Here is a 15519-nt window from a genome sequence, read left to right as displayed (position 1 = left end):
CGTGTCGGGGTGAGCGGGGAGCGGATCGAGGAGATCTTCGGGCGGGCCGGGATCAGCGGCTGCCTGCACGTCGAGGACGTCGACGCGCCGGGGCGGGAGGTGGCGCTGCGGGCCGACGAGCAGGTGGTGATCGCCTCCGTGTTCAAGATCCTGCTGGTGCTGGAGTTCGCCCGGCAGGCCGTCGCCGGCCAGCTCGACCCCGTCGAGCGGGTGCTGGTCGGCGCGGCCGACCGGCTCGGCGGCTGGGGCGTCGCCGGCTGCGCCGACGACGTCGAGGTGTCCCTGCGCGACCTGGCCTACTTCGCCATGTCGGTCAGCGACAACACCGCCGCTGACCTGCTGCTGCGCCGGGTCGGCCCGGACGTGCTGCCGATGCTCGCCGCCGAGCTGGGCCTGCCGCGTACCCGGATCGTCGGCGGCCCGCGTCAGCTGGTCGAGACGATGCTCGCCGACGTGGGGGCCCGCACCGAGGCCGACTTCGCGCGGATCTTCCCCACCCTGCCGCCGGAGCGGGTCCGGGCCATGCGGGTGTTCGACCCGGAGCACACCACCTCCAGCACGGCCCGGGAGCTGACCCGGTTGCTCGGCCTCATCTGGCGGGACGAGGCGGGGCCGCCGGCCGCCTGCGCGATGGTCCGCGAGCTGATGGCCCGGCAGCTCTTCTGGACCCGGCTCGCCGCCGGCTTCCCGCCCGGCGTCCGGGTCGCCGGGAAGACCGGCACCCTGCCCGGCCTGCACCTGGAGGCCGGGGTCGTCGAATATCCCGACGGCGGCCGGTACGCGGTCGCGGTCCTCGCCCGCACCGAGCGGCTCAGCACCCGCCGGATCGACGTGGACCTGGCCATGGGCGAGGCCGCGCGGGCCGCCGTCGAGGCGTTGCGCGCCGGCTGATCTCCCGGCCGGGAACGGCCCGCGCCGCCGGTCGTGACCTGCGGTGATATCGGAACGCGTATCGCGCCTTCCGCCCGCTGATCTTGGACACCGGCGGGCGACCGGTGGTGGGGTGGGCGGACCGATCAACCTGTCCCGCACGGGGAGGACGCTTCATGCTCGACAAACGGCCCTACGACCGCCGCCGCTTCCTGCGCGATGCCGCCGTCGGCACCGCCGCCGTGTCCACCGCCGGCCTGGTCGCCGGCGCATCCGCCGCGCCGGCCCAGGCCGCCCCGGTCGCCGCCGCCGGGCCCCGGCGCTCCGGCGCGGTCAGCTTCCGCTGGTGGGGTACCTCCGGCTGGCGGATCGACATCGGCGACCGCACCGTGCTGGTCGACCCGTACCTGAGCCGCTACGACACCGGCCTGTTCACGGGCGGGTTCAACGAGAACACCCCGCTGACGGTGGACACCGCCGTCGTGGACCGGCTGGTGGAGCGGGCCGAGAACATCCTGGTCACGCACACCCACTGGGACCACTTCAACGACGTCCCCCACATCGCGGGCCGCACCGGCGCCCGGGTCGTCGGCACGCTGAGCGCCTACCACCTCGGGTTGGCGTACGGGCTGCCGAGCGGGCAGCTCGCGCCGGTCCGGGGCGGCGAGGTGCTCGACTTCGGCGCGTACACGGTCGAGGTGGTCAGCTCGCTGCACAGCCGCAACGGCTCCTGGTCGATGGCCTTCCCGGGGGTGCGGGTCAGCCGGCCGCCGAGGCCGGAGAAGATCTCCGACCTGCCCGAGGGCGACACCCTGGCGTACCAGATCCGCGTCGACGGCGGCCCGTCGGTGTTCTTCATGGGGGCCAGCGACTTCGCCGAGCGCAACCTGGCCGGGCTGGCTCCCGACGTGGCGATGGTGGCCTCCGCCGCGACCACCTCGACCGCCGACTACGTGCCCCGGCTGATGGCCGCCCTCGACTATCCGAGGGTCGTGGTGCCGGTGCACTGGGACAACTTCGAGACGCCGCTGACCAACCCGCCGACGGTCGCGCCGAACGACCGCAAGCGCCTCGACGACCTGATCGCCGCGGTGCGCAGGGTGTCGCCGCGCAGCCGCGTGCTGGTGCCGGAGTACCACACGGCGTACCACTTCTAGGAACCGGTGGCGGAGGGGCCGGGTCACGGGGGCCGGCCCCTCCGTTCAGCCGGCGGTCAGGTCGCGCAGGGCCAGCACCGACTTCCAGTTGCGGGTGGTCGCCACCACGCCCAGCTTCTTCTCCAGGTGGGCGTTGGTGAACTTGGTCCGCCCGTAGCCGCCGTCGGGGAAGTGCAGGTGGATCTCGCGGCCGTCGACCGTGAACTCCAGGTTCTCCCCGGCCGGCGCGGCCAGCTCCTTGACCCGGGCCTTGCTCGGCGCGGCCGAGAGGAAGGCCACCAGCACCCGGGTCGGGTCGTCCTGCTTCCCGGCGTACGGGCTGGCCGCGGCGACCGCCGCCAGTTCGTCGCCGCTGCGCACCAGCACCGGCACGCGCAGGTCCAGCTCGTCGGCGAGCCGGCGGGCGATGCCCTCGGCCAGGAGGTCGTCCTTCGTCGGCGGGCTGCTGAACACCACGTTGCCGCTCTGCAGGTAGGTCTTGACGTCCTCGTGCCCGAGGTCGCTGACGATGCGGCGCAGGTCGGCCATGGCGAGCCGGGTGGCGCCGACGTTGACCCCACGCAGCAGGGCGACGTAGCGGTTCATCGGGATCCTGCTTCCTACTTATTGCTCATAGTTGAGCGGTTCGGATGATTCGCTCTCCGCCCGGCGGTGGCTGGGTTGGAGTCCTGGACCGGCAGTCTGGTCCGGTGGCGATCGGTCCTATCCTGCAGGATCTGCTTCACCTTGTGGTGTGGGGTGTGCAGGGCAATGTCGGGGTCGCCGGCTCGGTGCAGGATGTTGATCGCGGCGTTCACGTCGGCCTGCCACACCACCCCGCACGAGGCGCAGTGAAACCGGTCCCCACTACGTCGGCCGAGCCAGCCGCAGCGGTGACAGGCTTGTGAGGTGTAGGCGGCGTTGACGTGCACGAGCGCAGAACCTCTGCGCTCCGACACGTTCTTCAGGGCCTCGGCGGTGACCCCTTTGGTCCACGCGGCGAGACGCCGGTTGATGTTCTTAGGAAGCTTCTTGCGGCCGGTGAATGCGCAGCAGCCACCAGCCCGCCGCCAGCAGCAGGAGGCTGTGGGTGAGGTTGCTGGCCAGGGTCCAGCTCGCACCCGGCCCGGCGACGGTGACCAGTGCGCCACCGGCGACCGCCGCCACGGCGGCGGAGACCGCGGTGACGGTGGCCGCACGCAGGCCGTCCCGCGCGCCGTCCACCCCTGCCGTCACCGCGGCTCCGCTCATCCCCCACCCCCTCAGTGAGCCGGTTCGACGGCGGGCTCGACGGAGACGTCCTCGCGGCCCGAGCGCAGCGCCGCGACCGTCAGCAGGATCCCGAACACCACGTAGACGGCGGACAGGGCCAGCGGCATGACGAAATCGGCCAGCAGGCCGACGATCATCGCCGCACCCCACCAGCGGACCCCCGCGTCCAGCAGGAAGGCGATCCCGGTGACCAGCACGCCGAGCATCATGACGTAGAAGAGCAGTTCGAGCGACATCACCGAGGCAGGCAGGTCGCCGCGGGCGAGGATCCCGCCCCAGACCACGGCGGCGACGGCGATGAGCAGCGCCGCGACCGGCCCGGCGGCCAGCAGCGCCGCCCCGACCCGGCCGAGCCGGCCGGTGCGCTGCTGCCGCCGCGCCCACAGGGCCAGGAACGCCAGCGGCAGCAGGCCCCAGTACGACTCGATGGTCGACCGGCCAACCCACTGTGGCCATTCCTCGCCGCCGGTGTCGTGGATGTGCCGCACCAGCAGCACATGTCCGGCGGCCATCGCCGCGCACAGGGCGATGGCCAGCCCGACCGCGCCCAGCGGTACCCGGGCCAGCCGTTCGATCAACGTACGCATCGCGTTCTCCTTCCGAGCTGTCTTGTTCGGAAGAGTGCGGGACCGGCTTCCCGGGTGACCCGGGTGCAGCCTCCCGACCGGTCCGGGAATCTCGCCGGAGGTCCGCCGGGCGGCGCGGGGCGGTCGTCCGTACGGCGGAGCGCGAGGCCCGTTCGTGTCGTACTTGTGACCTGTTGCTGCTTCGCAACCCACCGTCGAGAGTGGTTGCCTGAAGTCAACATTCCCCTGCTCAGCTGCTTATTCGGGCGGCGCGACGGGGGCAACGCGATTCCCGACGGCGGTGGCCGGAGCTGATCACCGCCTCACAGCAGGAGGCATCCGCGTGCGAATGAGACGACCGAGCCGGATCGCGGCTGTGGTGGCGGGCGTGACGGCGCTCGCCTTCACGGTCTCGGCCCCGGCCCAGGCCAACGATCACGAGAACCTTCCCGGCGAGCCGACCATCACGGTGCCGATCAACGACAGCGCGGCGGGCGGCACCTACAACCAGGACTTCACCCGGGTCTACGCCAACACCACCCCGGACGGCACCCCGGTCTACATCTACGTCCCGAAGGGCACCCCGCTCGACGGCACCGCGCCGGCCGGCGTGGCCAGCCTCGACCCGCAGTTCGACCACAACCCGGGCGACGAGTTCGTTCCCTGCGCCACCGCCACAGCCGCGCAGTTCACCCTCACCCAGGCGCAGATCAACTACGTCGGCGACAAGCTCGCCGACCAGATCGTCGCCGTGGACGAGGAACACTACGGCCCGATGGACGCGGCGGACCCGGACGAGCCGGCCAGCGACTCGCTGGTCATGCTGGTCTACAACATCCAGGACGACGCCTACTACGACTGCGCGGTCACCTCGTACACCGCCGGCTACTTCGCGCCGGACTTCATCGGCAGCGTCGGCATGAACGTCATCTCGGTCGACGGTCTCGACTGGGCCAACCGGGTCGGCCCGAACGACTCGCCGTGGCGGGACGCCAACCCGGCCAACGACCGCCCGGAGCTGTACGAGGGCACGGTCGCCCACGAGCTGGAGCACCTGCTGCACAACTACAGCGACCCCGGCGAGCTGTCCTGGGTCGACGAGGGCCTGGCCGACTTCGCCATCTTCCTCAACGGCCTGGACGCCGGCGGCTCGCACCTGACCAACCACCAGGTCCTGTACGAGGAGACCTCGCTGACCCGGTGGGGCGGCAGCCTCGCGAACTACGGGGCGGCGTTCACCTACTTCCAGTACCTCTGGGAGCAGGCGGGCGGCAACGGCGACGGTACCTACACCCCGGACAAGCAGTACGACGGCACGGCCGGTGACCTGCTCATCAAGACGATCTTCGAGGAGCAGGCCGACGGCATGACCGGCGTGCAGAACGCCATCGACGACTTCAACGCGGCGACCGGCGCGCACCTGCGCAGCGCGGCCGACCTGTTCCGCGACTGGTCGGTGGCGGTCTACCTGGACGACGAGGACTCGCCGATCTACGACATCAAGGCGTTCAACTTCGGCGACCCGGCCGACACCTCGTGGACGATCGACATCGCCGACGACGTCTTCTGGGGCGGCCGGGGCAGCTACCACGGCGCCACCCCCGAGGCCAAGTGGGCGCGGCTGAAGAACCGCCCGGACACCACGGCCGTGCCGTTCGGCATGTCGGTCGAGCGGTTCCGCAACCCCGGCCCGACCGTGTCGCTGGCCTTCGACGGCGACGACGAGACGGTGATCGCGCCGCACACCGGCACGACGCACTGGTACGCCGGCTACGAGAGCCAGGACGACAACATCCTCGATGTCACCACCTCCGGCGCGGTCACCTCGCTGGACTTCTGGAGCTGGTACTTCATCGAGGAGGGCTGGGACTACGGCTTCGTCGAGGCGCTCGTCGGCGGCAACTGGGTGACGGTGCCGGTGCGCACCGACGCCGGCCAGGTCGTCACCACCGACGACGACCCGCACGGCAACAACGAGGAGGGCAACGGCCTGACCGGCACCTCCGGCGGCGAGTACTTCGTCGACGACCCGGTCTACCAGCACCTCACCGCCGACCTGCCGGCCGGCACCACGGACGTGCGGTTCCGCTACTCCACGGACGCCGCGTACATGGACACCGGCTGGTTCGTCGATGACGTCCGGGTCAACGGCGCCGCGGCGAACCTCACCTCGGCGGCGGGCAACTGGATCAGCACCGACGGCGTGCAGGACAACAACTGGACGGTCCAGGTGGTCAGCCACTGCGACCTCACGCCGGGCGTCACCTCGGCGGGGGAGACCACCGACGGCGCGGGCAACTGGGTCTACCGGTCCACCGGCGACCAGTTCACCGCCAGCGGCCTGAAGACGAAGTGCGCCAACGGCAACCAGGACGACTTCGCCGTCCTGATCTCCAACCTGCCGACCGGTGACCTCACCTACCTGGACGCGGACTACACCTTCCGGGTGAAGAACACGGGCAACAGCAAGTAGCTCTCCACCCCGTCGGGCCCGCGCCGCACCTCGGCGCGGGCCCGACGTCGTCCGGCCGCGGTGACCGGCGAGCCCGCACAGATCATCGCCCCGGGTTCAGGAGTCCCGGTAGAGCGGCAGGCCGAGGGCGACGCGTACCTTGTCGGCCTGCGCGCCGCCGTCGTGCGCGGCGGCGGCGCGGATCTCGCGCATCAGCACCGCGGCGCTGTCGGCCTCGGCCGCGAGCTGCCAGTGCCGCAGCGCCACCTCGTTCTCCTTGAGCAGCGCGGCGACCGGGGCCTGCGCCTTCGCCGGCCAGACGGTGGTGCGGAGTTGCTCGGCGTGGGCGGCGTTGGTGCTGGCGACGGTCCGGGCCAGGCCCCGCACGGTCCGCCACGGCCGGCCGGCCTTCAGCGCCGCCTCCAGCTCCTCCAGCGCCGTGTTGTACGGCGCCACGACGGCCAGGTACCGGCCCTTCGCCTCCTTGGCGGTGAGCGGGGCGGGCGCGGTCGGCGAGGGGCTCTCCCAGGCGGGCAGGACGGTCGTCTCGGCGCCGCCGCCGCAACCGGCGAGCAGCAGCACCAGGACCAGGGCGGCGGAGCAGCGGCGCACGGGGTCTCCCATCCGGCGGGCAGCGGGGTCACCGAGTCTAGGGGTGGCCCGGCGGCCGTGCCGGCCGCCGCCTATTCGGCGACCGGGAGCACGACCTCGTTACGCCGCAGGAACCAGGGCTTCCACGGCGGGTCGAAGCGGGCGTACCGGACGGCGCCGGTCGGGCTCAGGCCGGCGGCGGTGACCGCGCGACCGAGCGCGGTGGCCCGCCGCTCGAACGCCCGCGCGGTCCAGCGCCCGGAGAACCGCATCGCCGCCGCGAGCTGCCCCGGGATCTCCCGGGTGGCGACCAGCGGGTCCGCCGGTTCGGGCAGCGTGGCCGGGGTGAAGGCGGCCGGCATCACGAACTGCACCAGCCAGCTCCCCGGCCGGTCGCCCTCGATCTGCAGCACGGGGACCGTCATGGCGATCCGCTCCGAGCCGGCCGGCCCCGGCCCGGCGGGAGCGGCCACCGGGACGGCCCGGCGCGACCGGTTCGCCCCGGAGAGGTACCGGGCCAGCGGCCGGAACGCCGCGCTGCCGGCGGACTCGAACGACCCGGCGACGCGGACCTCGGCGACCAGGTGGGGCGGGTAGCGGCGCAGCTCGAACCCCGGGTGACGGGCCACCACGCGGTACGGCTGCCGCTCGGTCATCGCGCCCTCCCGCCCTCGGTGGTCCCACCGCCGACGCTACCGCCGCACGCCGTCCCGGTCCGGCGGACCGGGTACCAGCCGCCAGTACTGCCGCTTCCGCTCGTCCCGGACCACCACGCCGAGCCGGGCCAGCTCGTCGCGCAGCTCACCCGCCTCGCCGGCCCGTCCGGCGTCGATCGCCCGCTGCCGGGCCCGCAGCAGCGCGTCCGCCCCGGGCGGCAGCCCCGGCAGGCCCTCGACCCACCGCCGGTACGCCGTCCCGTACGGGTCCTGCTCGACCCAGGGCCAGCCTTGCCCGGTGAACGCCGCGCGCAGCCGTTCCGCGCTCAGGTCGGACGGCTCCCGGGCCAGCTCGCCGCCGTCGGCGTCCAGCAGCACCAGCGCCTTCCCGTCGTGGAACACCCCGGTGACCCCGGCCCGGGCGACGTCGCGGCCGTGGCCGTCCCGGTGCAGCCGGACCGAGGCGCGCCCGACCGTCACGGTCAGCCGCTCCCGGGTGCCGAGCAACGCGAGCACCAGGCCGGCCAGCGCGAGCACCCCCGCCCCCACCGGGTACGACCGCTCCGCCGGCCACCGGTGCAGCAGCGCGAACCAGCCCTGGAAGGGGAACCAGGGCAGGTCGGCCACCCAGCCGGACGCGGCGGTCAGCGCCGCGCCCAGCCCCGCCCCCAGCAGCGGGAACCCGGCCCACATGAGCACCAGCTCGCCGGCGCCGCCGCTGACCACGACGGCCTCGCCGGACCCCCGCGCCGCCACGGTCAGGACACCTCCCGCCGCAGCGTGCGGGCCAGCCCGGCGACCAGCGGGACGAGCAGCCAGACGGCCAGCGACACCCCGAGCCGGCCCCACTGCCCGGCGGTCATGTCGGGAGTGAGCAGGGGTTCCATGGTCACCGAGGTGTCCAGCCACCGCGCCGGCTCGCGCAGCGCCCGGATCATCGCGGCGAGGACGCTCCACACGGTCGGCAGCAGCAGGTAGGTGACGATCGCCAGCGGGGTGTTCAGCAGCAGCAGACCGAAGCCCGCGCCCATCAGCACGTTCGCCACCTGGAACACCGCCGCGTACGGCAGCAGGTGCCAGTCGAAGGTCCAGGTGCCGGCTCCGCCGGTGGCCCGGGCGGCCAGCGTGCCGGCGGCCGCGACGGCCAGGCTGACCAGCACCGAGGCCAGCGCGGCCAGCACCACCGCGGCGAGCTTCGCGGTGACCACCCGCTCCCGGCGGGGCACCAGCGCGAAGGTGGTCAGCGCGGTGCGCTGGGACCACTCCGCCGTGATGGAGAGGATGCCGAGCACCGGCAGGAGCAGCCCGACCGGGAACAGCGACGGGGTGAAGAAGGCGGTGAAGGTCTGCTCCGCGTCTTTCAGCACGAAGATCTGCACCGTCACGATGACGGCCGCGACCAGCCCGATGGTGATCAGGAGCCAGCGTCCGGCCCGGGTGTCGGCGAGCTTGCGCAGCTCCACCGCGGTCAGCCGGGCCAGCGAGGGACCAGCGGCGGTGGCGCCCCGCAGGGTGGGGGCGGGGGCGGTGACGGCGGTCATCGGACGGCCTCCTTCGTGGACGCGCCGGCGGTGAGGGTGAGGAAGAGCTGTTCGAGGCCGCCGCTGCCGGCCGGGCGCAGCTCGGTGAGGACCAGCCCGGCGTCCGCGGCGGCCTGGCCGACCGCCTCCGGCTCGGCCCGGACGACGTAGCCGCCGTCGGTGCCGGCGGTCGCCGGCAGGCCGGCCCGGTCCAGGGTGAGCCGCAGGGCGTGCTGGTCCCGGGCGCGGACCAGGGTGCCGGCGCCGGCCAGCAGCTCGTCCTTGCCGCCCTGGGCGACGACCCGGCCGGCGCCGATCACCACGAGCCGGTCGGCCACCGCCTCCACCTCCCGCAGCAGGTGCGAGGAGAGCAGCACGGTGCCGCCCCGGTCGGCGAAGTCGCGCAGCAGGCCGCGCATCCAGAAGATGCCCTCCGGGTCCAGACCGTTGGCCGGCTCGTCGAGGATCAGCACCCGGGGGTCACCCAGCAGCGCCAGCGCCAGGCCGAGCCGCTGCCGCATGCCCAGGGAGTACGCCCCGACCCGCCGCCGCGCCGCCGTCTCGTTCAGCCCGACCAGGTCCAGCTTCGCGGCGACCTGCCCGCGCTCCACGCCCATGGTCCGGGCGGCCAGGGTCAGCGCCTCCCGACCGGTCCGCCCGGCGTGCTGCGCGGAGGCGTCGAGCAGCACCCCGATCTCCCGCCCCGGGTTGGGCAGCTCCCGGTAGGGCCGCCCGGCGACCGTGGCGCCGCCCGCGCTGGGCAGGGTCATCCCGCAGATCATCCGCATGGTGGTGGACTTGCCCGCGCCGTTCGGGCCGAGGAAACCGGTCACCGTGCCCGGTTCGCAGCGGAACGAGACATCCTCGACGGCGGTGTGCGGGCCGTACCGCTTGGTGAGGTGGTCGACTTCGATCATGCCGTCGAGCCTGCCGGGGCCACCCGGTCGCCCGCTGCGGCCGGCGGTCGGGAACCGCCGATACCTCGGTCTACCCGCAGGCGTCGACTTTGGTAGCTGGTCGGGGCCGCGGCGGGCTTCCTAGCATGGGTGGATGAGCAGCGCCGTCGTACCCGATCACCCCTGGCTGCTGCCGGGATCCCTGGCGCCCACCGCCCGGGTGCCCCGGCGCACGCCCCGGGACTGGCTGGTCGACAGCCTGGCCTTCCTGTTCTCGGTGGCCTGGGTGCTGCTCTCCTACGGCGACTCGATGCGGCCCGAGCCGGAATTCGCGATGAACCTCGGGCCGGCGTGGCTGAACCAGCTCGACCTGGCGATCGGGTTGCTGGTCAGCGTGGCACTCTGGCTGCGCCGGCGCTGGCCGGTCGGGCTGGCCGTGGCCGCCGCGCCGCTGGCCCTCTTCTCGGTCACCTCCGGGATCGCCCTGCTGATCATCCTGTTCACGCTCGTGGTGCACCAGCGGCTCGCGGTGGCCCTGGCACTGGTCGGCTGGCACCTCGTGACGACGCCGCTCTACCTGGCGATCCGCCCCGACCCGGTGCTGCCGTTCTGGGCGGCCGTGGCCTGGACCCTGCTCTTCATCGGCGGGACGGTGGCCTGGGCGCTGTTCGTCCGGGCCCGCCGCCAGCTCGTGCTGTCGCTGCGTGACCGGGCCGAGCGGGCCGAGGCCGAGCAGCAGCTCCGGCTGGACCAGGCCCGCCAGCTCGAACGCACCCGGATCGCCCGGGAGATGCACGACGTGCTCGCGCACCGGATCTCCCTGCTCAGCCTGCACGCCGGCGCCCTGGAGTTCCGCCCGGACGCGCCCCCGGAGGAGGTCGCCCGCGCGGCCGGCGTGATCCGGGCCAGCGCCCACGCCGCGCTGCAGGACCTGCGCGAGGTGATCGGCGTGCTCCGCGCCGAGCCGTCCGCCGAGGCCACCCCCGAGCGCCCGCAGCCCACCCTGGGCGACGTCCCCGCCCTGGTCGCCGAGTCCCGGACCGCCGGCGTACGGGTCAGCGTGGTGGACGAGGTCGCCGACCGGGCGGCGGTGCCGGCGGCGGTCGGGCGCAGCGCGTACCGGATCGTGCAGGAGGGGCTCACCAACGCCCGCAAGCACGCACCCGGGGCGGTGGTGACCGTCCGGCTGGCCGGCGGCCCCGGCGACGGCCTGGCCGTGGAGATCCGCAACCCGTGGCCGGTCGGCGAGGCCCGCTCGCCGATCCCCGGCACCGGGACCGGGCTGGTGGGTGTCGCGGAACGGGTCAGCCTGGCCGGCGGCCGGCTCGACCACGGGCGGGACGCCGGCGGCGACTTCCGGCTCACCGCCTGGCTGCCCTGGGCTCCCGCGTGACCGCCGAGCCGCCCGTCCGGGTGCTGATCGTCGACGACGACGCGCTGGTCCGGGCCGCGCTGTCGATGATCCTGGGTGGGATGCCGGACGTGCGGGTGGTCGGCGAGGCCACCGACGGCGCCGAGGTGCCCGCAGCGGTCGCCGCGTACGCCCCGGACGTGGTGCTCATGGACATCCGGATGCCCCGCGTCGACGGGCTGGCCGCCACCGAGGCGCTGCGGGCCGCGCCGGACCCGCCCGAGGTGCTGGTGCTGACCACCTTCGACGCCGACGAGCAGGTGCTGCGGGCGCTGCGCGCCGGGGCGAGCGGCTTCCTGCTCAAGGACACCCCGCCCGCCGAGATCGTCGCGGCGGTGCGCCGGGTCGCGGCCGGCGAGGCGACCCTGTCCCCGGCGGTCACCCGCAAGCTCATCGCGCACGTGACCGCGCCGGCGCCCGCCCGGTCGCCGGACACCCGGCGGGAGCGGGCGCTGCGGCTGCTCGACGACCTGACCGAGCGGGAACGGGAGGTCGCCGTGGCGCTCGGGCAGGGCCGGAGCAACGCGGAGATCTCCGCGGAGCTGTTCATGAGCGTGGCGACCGTGAAGGCGTACGTGTCGCGCCTGCTCACGAAGCTCGATCTGAACAACCGGGTGCAGGTGGCGCTGCTGGTGCAGGACGCCGGGTTGGTGTGACCGCCGGGCGGGATTGAACTCCTGCCGGCGTGGGGCCGTACCAGTGGTCGAGGATGTGGTGCGGCCGGTCCGCCGCACCGCTGCCGAGCTGCGGGAGGCCTGCCGTGCGAGTTGGTGAGCAGTCGACGGATCCCATCGATCAGATCCTGGGTGAGGTGCCGGTGCCGGCGCCGCTGACCCCCGAGGACGTCCGCCTCGCGGTCCGGGCGGTGGTGGTGCACGCCGCCGAGGAGTGGCCCGCCGGACCGAAGTGCCGCAACGACGGGTCCGCGTACCCCTGCCGGCTGCACCGGTGGGGGCGGCGCGTGCTGGAGATCCACGGCCTCAACGAGCGTCAGATCGACGCGCTGGTGCGCCACGGGAACCCGTTCGTGCACGTGCCCTTCCCGTTCGTGCTGTCCGGGCCGTCGGCCGGCCGGCCGACGGCGCCCCAGTCCCCGCGCGGCCCGGCCGGCCGGGTCGCCGCACCTCCGGTGCGGCCCGCTCTCCGGCCCGGCGGTACCGGCCGGCCCGTGGCGCCCCCCGCCACCCGGCCGCGCTGGCCCCGGGCGAGCTGACGACCGCTCCGGGGCCGCTGACGGCGGCCCGGGCGCGGGGAGCCCCCACCCCCGCGTCGGGCCGCCGTCGGCTCAGCTCACCCCGCAGTTCGGGGCGGACCAGGCGGTGCTGTTCGCCGTCTTGTCGCGGTTGTTCTCCCGGCGCGAGTCCACGTGGACGTGGTTGCTGTGACCGGGGTAGCCCGGGCCGAAGAGGCCGCTGAAGCCGTGGCTGCGGGCCGACTGGGCGACCTGGCAGAGCGTCCTGCTGCGGGAGAGCACGTCGGCCGCGGTGCCGTAGAGGTGCTGGCTGTCCGAGGCCCCGCCGACCTGCTGGTTGCAGGCGATGCTGCGGAAGCCGCTGGTGACGTAGAGCGGCGTGTCGCCGAGGCTGCGCCGCAGCGCCTCCAGCTTCCACATGGTGCGTACCGCGTTCTCCCGGGTCGCGGTCGACGAGAGCGGGCCCCCGCTCCACCCGCCCTTGCCGCAGCCGTTGTCGAGTTCGGTGTAGCTGAAGTGCTTCGGCGTGCAGTCGTTGTCCTGGAGGTCGTAGATCTTGGCGAAGGTCCGCGGGCCGGCGACGCCGTCGGCGGCCAGCCCGTACGCGGACTGGAAGCGGCGGACCGCGGCGGCCGTCTCGGGCCCGTAGATGCCGTCGACCCGGACGATGTCCCGGTACGCGGCCCAGCCCGCCACGCGGATCTGGAGTTGCCGGACGTCCTCCCCGGACCGCCCCTGGTAGAGGTTCCGGGGCCAGGTGTAGCAGCCGTCGGCGTGGGCCGCCGGCGCGGCGACGACTGTGGCGACCGCGGCCCCGGGCAGGGCCAGCGCGGCCGCGACGATGGCCCGCTTGAGCATGTTGATGCGCACTGCGTTCCTCCGAGTGGAGAGTGATGTGAGGTTGTGCCGGGGGCATCGACCGGTAAGTCCTGTACTTCCACCGTGGCAGCACTCCTGATGGTTCGGGGCGGTTAACCGGAATTGCTCTCGCATTAGCCCGTGACTGGGTATTAGCGGTGGATTGGGACGATTGCGAAACACCCATTCCCGCCCGGAACCGCGTGTCCGTGACGGAACCCGGCAAGCAGCCACACCGAGGGTGATGTCCCCTCGCCCGCGCCGCCCGGTAACGTCTGCCTCCGAGGCGGGGAGGTGGGCGTTGGCGCGTGGTGGCGTCTTCTGCGTCGAGGGGCAGTGGCACCGGGACCTCAACGAGCGCGGTTCCGTCCTGCCCACCCTCGAACTGCTCGAACGGCTGGGCCGGATCCGTTTCATCCACAAGGACGCCGCCACCCGCGACGAGCTCTTCTACTTCCTCGACCGCTGGCTGCTCAAGCAGTACGCCGACTTCCGGGTCGGGTTCTTCGCCATGCACGGCGAGCCGAGCCGGCTCTGCCTCACCGACTGGGACTCCGTCGAGCTGGCCGACGTCGCCGAGCGGATGGCCGGCCGCTGCGAGGGGCGCCGCCTCTACTTCGGCAGCTGCTCGGTGCTGCGCGCCTCCGACGCCGCGCTGCGTGACTTCCTCGACGTCACCGGGGCCGCGCTGGTCTGCGGCTTCACCCGCGAGGTGGACTGGGTCGAGTCGGCCGCCTTCGAGACGGTGCTGCTCGACGTGCTGGCCAACGGGCAGCGGCACAACGCCGCCGAGCTGCGGATGGGCTCGGCCCACTGGGCGCCGCTCGCCTCGTACCTCGGCTTCCGGGTGATCTACGCGAACGGCCGCGCGTGGCGGGCCAGCGCGGGGCCGCGCGTGCCGGCGCAGGTCTCGCCGCGCCGCAGCGCCGGCCGTCCGCGGTGAGGCGCGCCCGGCCCGACTGGTAGAACCGAGGCATGGCACGCAGCATCGCGAGCAACACCCGGGTCGACCGGGACGCCCTCATCGAGTTCCTCCGCCCCCGGCACCGGGTCGTGCTCATGACGACCCGCGCCGACGGCCGCCCGCAGTCCTCCCCGGTTTCCTGCGGGGTCGACGCCGAGGGGCGGCTGGTGATCTCCACCTACCCCGAGCGGGCCAAGGTGACCAACATCCGCCGCGACCCCCGGGTCTCCGCGTGCGTGCTCTCCGACGACTGGAACGGGCCGTGGGTGCAGGTCGACGGCACCGCCGAGGTGCTCGACCTGCCGGAGGCGCTCGACCCGCTGGTCGACTACTTTCGCAGCATCTCCGGTGAGCACCCCGACTGGGACGAGTACCGCGCGGCGATGGTCAGGCAGGGCAAGTCGCTGATCCGGGTGACCATCGACAGCTGGGGGCCGATCGCCACCGGCGGCTTCCCCGCCCGGCTGGCCGACTGATCTCAGTACGCGGCGGTGAACCGGGCGTTGCCGAACCGCGGGTTCTCGATCTCGTCGACGATCGCCACCGCCAGGTCCTCGTAGGTGAGCACCGACCGGCCCTGTGCGTCGGTGACCGGCTGGTCGGTGCCGGTCCGGTAGTGGCCGGTCCGCTCGCCCGGGTGGAACTCCAGCGGCGGCGGCGAGACGTACGTCCAGGTCACGCCGTCGGCCGAGGAGCGGTAGAAGTCCAGGGCGTCGGCCTGGCCCTGGGCCGAGTCCCGGTACTCCTCCGGGAAGTCCGGCTCGTCCAGGTACCGGGTGCCCTTCGGGGTCAGCAACGTCGCCCCGCCCCCCACGTGGATCACCCGGGGCGGGTCGGGCAGCTCGCGCAGCGTGTCGACCAGGGTCCGGGCCGCGTCGCACCACAGCTCCCGCTCCCCGCCGCCGATGGCCACCACGAACACGTCGGCGTCCCCGGCCAGTTCCCGCACGCTCCGGGCCGAGGTCGCGTCACCGGTCACCGTGCGGACCCCGGGCGGCAGGTAGCTGGTCGCCTCCGGGCGGCGCACCGCCGCGGTGACCCGGTGCCCCCGCTCGACCGCCTCGGCGGCGATCCGGGAGCCCGCGGTGCCGCCGGCGCCGAACACGACGATGTCGCTCATGCTCCCCAGGCTAGG

General features: G+C 73.7%; 19 protein-coding genes. 8 read left to right on the top strand and 11 right to left on the bottom strand.

The genetic code is table 11. The features are described 5' to 3' along the window. The first annotated feature begins 9 nt into the window (after positions 1 to 9). Entirely contained in the window at positions 10 to 891 is an 882-nt protein-coding gene (locus tag RMN56_RS05760; RefSeq protein WP_313722791.1) for a serine hydrolase, read from the top strand. Positions 892 to 1046: 155 nt separating this feature from the next. Beyond that, positions 1047 to 2027: an MBL fold metallo-hydrolase gene (locus RMN56_RS05755; protein WP_313722790.1), complete on the top strand. Its 981-nt coding sequence runs from the start codon at positions 1047 to 1049 to the stop codon at positions 2025 to 2027. 45 nt (positions 2028 to 2072) lie between these two features. On the opposite strand, the gene RMN56_RS05750 is transcribed toward RMN56_RS05755, so the two are convergent. From RMN56_RS05750 to RMN56_RS05740, 4 genes are read right to left on the bottom strand one after another with little or no spacing between them, the layout of a single operon-like run. Further along, positions 2073 to 2612 carry a DUF1697 domain-containing protein gene (locus RMN56_RS05750; protein ID WP_313722789.1) on the bottom strand — a complete coding sequence of 180 codons (540 nt, stop codon included), beginning with the start codon at positions 2610 to 2612 and terminating at the stop codon, positions 2073 to 2075. Positions 2613 to 2626: 14 nt separating this feature from the next. Continuing rightward, positions 2627 to 3127 carry a zinc ribbon domain-containing protein gene (locus RMN56_RS32610; RefSeq protein WP_376787278.1) on the bottom strand — a complete coding sequence of 167 codons (501 nt, stop codon included), beginning with the start codon at positions 3125 to 3127 and terminating at the stop codon, positions 2627 to 2629. After that, positions 3027 to 3242 (bottom strand): hypothetical protein, encoded by a 216-nt coding sequence (locus RMN56_RS05745; RefSeq protein ID WP_313722788.1) that lies wholly within the window; start codon positions 3240 to 3242, stop codon positions 3027 to 3029. The genes RMN56_RS32610 and RMN56_RS05745 overlap by 101 nt, the downstream gene beginning before the upstream one ends. Before the next feature lie 26 nt (positions 3243 to 3268). Then, positions 3269 to 3865, bottom strand: a complete 597-nt coding sequence (locus RMN56_RS05740) for a hypothetical protein (RefSeq protein ID WP_313722787.1) — start codon at positions 3863 to 3865, stop codon at positions 3269 to 3271. Positions 3866 to 4187: 322 nt separating this feature from the next. Here RMN56_RS05740 and RMN56_RS05735 point away from each other — a divergent pair, with 322 nt between their 5' ends. After that, complete coding sequence (locus RMN56_RS05735) at positions 4188 to 6317, top strand: hypothetical protein (RefSeq protein WP_313722786.1); 2130 nt, start codon at positions 4188 to 4190, stop codon at positions 6315 to 6317. 96 nt (positions 6318 to 6413) lie between these two features. On the opposite strand, the gene RMN56_RS05730 is transcribed toward RMN56_RS05735, so the two are convergent. The 5 genes from RMN56_RS05730 to RMN56_RS05710 form a co-directional block, all read right to left on the bottom strand. Next, positions 6414 to 6908, bottom strand: coding sequence for a hypothetical protein (locus RMN56_RS05730; RefSeq protein WP_313722785.1), 495 nt, complete (start codon positions 6906 to 6908; stop codon positions 6414 to 6416). A 71-nt stretch (positions 6909 to 6979) separates the two neighbouring features. Next, positions 6980 to 7543, bottom strand: a complete 564-nt coding sequence (locus tag RMN56_RS05725; protein WP_313722784.1) for an SOUL family heme-binding protein — start codon at positions 7541 to 7543, stop codon at positions 6980 to 6982. A 36-nt stretch (positions 7544 to 7579) separates the two neighbouring features. Continuing rightward, positions 7580 to 8299, bottom strand: a complete 720-nt coding sequence (locus tag RMN56_RS05720; protein WP_313722783.1) for a YqeB family protein — start codon at positions 8297 to 8299, stop codon at positions 7580 to 7582. A 2-nt stretch (positions 8300 to 8301) separates the two neighbouring features. Next, the gene (locus RMN56_RS05715) at positions 8302 to 9084 is read right to left on the bottom strand and encodes an ABC transporter permease (protein WP_313722782.1); all 783 of its coding nucleotides are present in this window, start codon (positions 9082 to 9084) and stop codon (positions 8302 to 8304) included. Then, positions 9081 to 9980 carry an ABC transporter ATP-binding protein gene (locus tag RMN56_RS05710; protein WP_313722781.1) on the bottom strand — a complete coding sequence of 300 codons (900 nt, stop codon included), beginning with the start codon at positions 9978 to 9980 and terminating at the stop codon, positions 9081 to 9083. The genes RMN56_RS05715 and RMN56_RS05710 overlap by 4 nt, the downstream gene beginning before the upstream one ends. 133 nt (positions 9981 to 10113) lie before the next feature. Here RMN56_RS05710 and RMN56_RS05705 point away from each other — a divergent pair, with 133 nt between their 5' ends. From RMN56_RS05705 to RMN56_RS05695, 3 genes are all read left to right on the top strand, one after another. Next, complete coding sequence (locus RMN56_RS05705; RefSeq protein WP_313722780.1) at positions 10114 to 11352, top strand: sensor histidine kinase; 1239 nt, start codon at positions 10114 to 10116, stop codon at positions 11350 to 11352. Next, a complete protein-coding gene (locus RMN56_RS05700) occupies positions 11349 to 12026 on the top strand; it encodes a response regulator (RefSeq protein WP_313722779.1) in 678 nt (225 codons plus the stop codon). Before RMN56_RS05705 ends, RMN56_RS05700 begins: the two co-directional genes overlap by 4 nt. Positions 12027 to 12130: 104 nt before the next feature. Then, positions 12131 to 12583 (top strand): hypothetical protein, encoded by a 453-nt coding sequence (locus RMN56_RS05695; RefSeq protein WP_313722778.1) that lies wholly within the window; start codon positions 12131 to 12133, stop codon positions 12581 to 12583. A gap of 72 nt (positions 12584 to 12655) precedes the next feature. Here RMN56_RS05695 and RMN56_RS05690 read toward each other — a convergent pair whose 3' ends face one another. Beyond that, complete coding sequence (locus RMN56_RS05690) at positions 12656 to 13432, bottom strand: D-Ala-D-Ala carboxypeptidase family metallohydrolase (protein WP_313722777.1); 777 nt, start codon at positions 13430 to 13432, stop codon at positions 12656 to 12658. Positions 13433 to 13721: 289 nt separating this feature from the next. Between RMN56_RS05690 and RMN56_RS05685 the strand changes: the two genes are divergently transcribed. Together RMN56_RS05685 and RMN56_RS05680 are read left to right on the top strand one after the other, a co-directional pair. Further along, positions 13722 to 14363 (top strand): DUF6642 family protein, encoded by a 642-nt coding sequence (locus RMN56_RS05685; RefSeq protein ID WP_313722776.1) that lies wholly within the window; start codon positions 13722 to 13724, stop codon positions 14361 to 14363. A gap of 32 nt (positions 14364 to 14395) precedes the next feature. Continuing rightward, positions 14396 to 14860, top strand: a complete 465-nt coding sequence (locus RMN56_RS05680; RefSeq protein WP_313722775.1) for a PPOX class F420-dependent oxidoreductase — start codon at positions 14396 to 14398, stop codon at positions 14858 to 14860. Positions 14861 to 14862: 2 nt separating this feature from the next. Here RMN56_RS05680 and RMN56_RS05675 read toward each other — a convergent pair whose 3' ends face one another. Then, complete coding sequence (locus RMN56_RS05675) at positions 14863 to 15504, bottom strand: NAD(P)-dependent oxidoreductase (protein ID WP_313722774.1); 642 nt, start codon at positions 15502 to 15504, stop codon at positions 14863 to 14865. Positions 15505 to 15519: the final 15 nt, after the last annotated feature.

It is taken from the genome of Micromonospora halotolerans, from assembly GCF_032108445.1.
Classification (GTDB): Bacteria; Actinomycetota; Actinomycetes; order Mycobacteriales; family Micromonosporaceae; genus Micromonospora; species Micromonospora halotolerans.
This window is presented reverse-complemented; position numbering and strand designations above follow the sequence as displayed.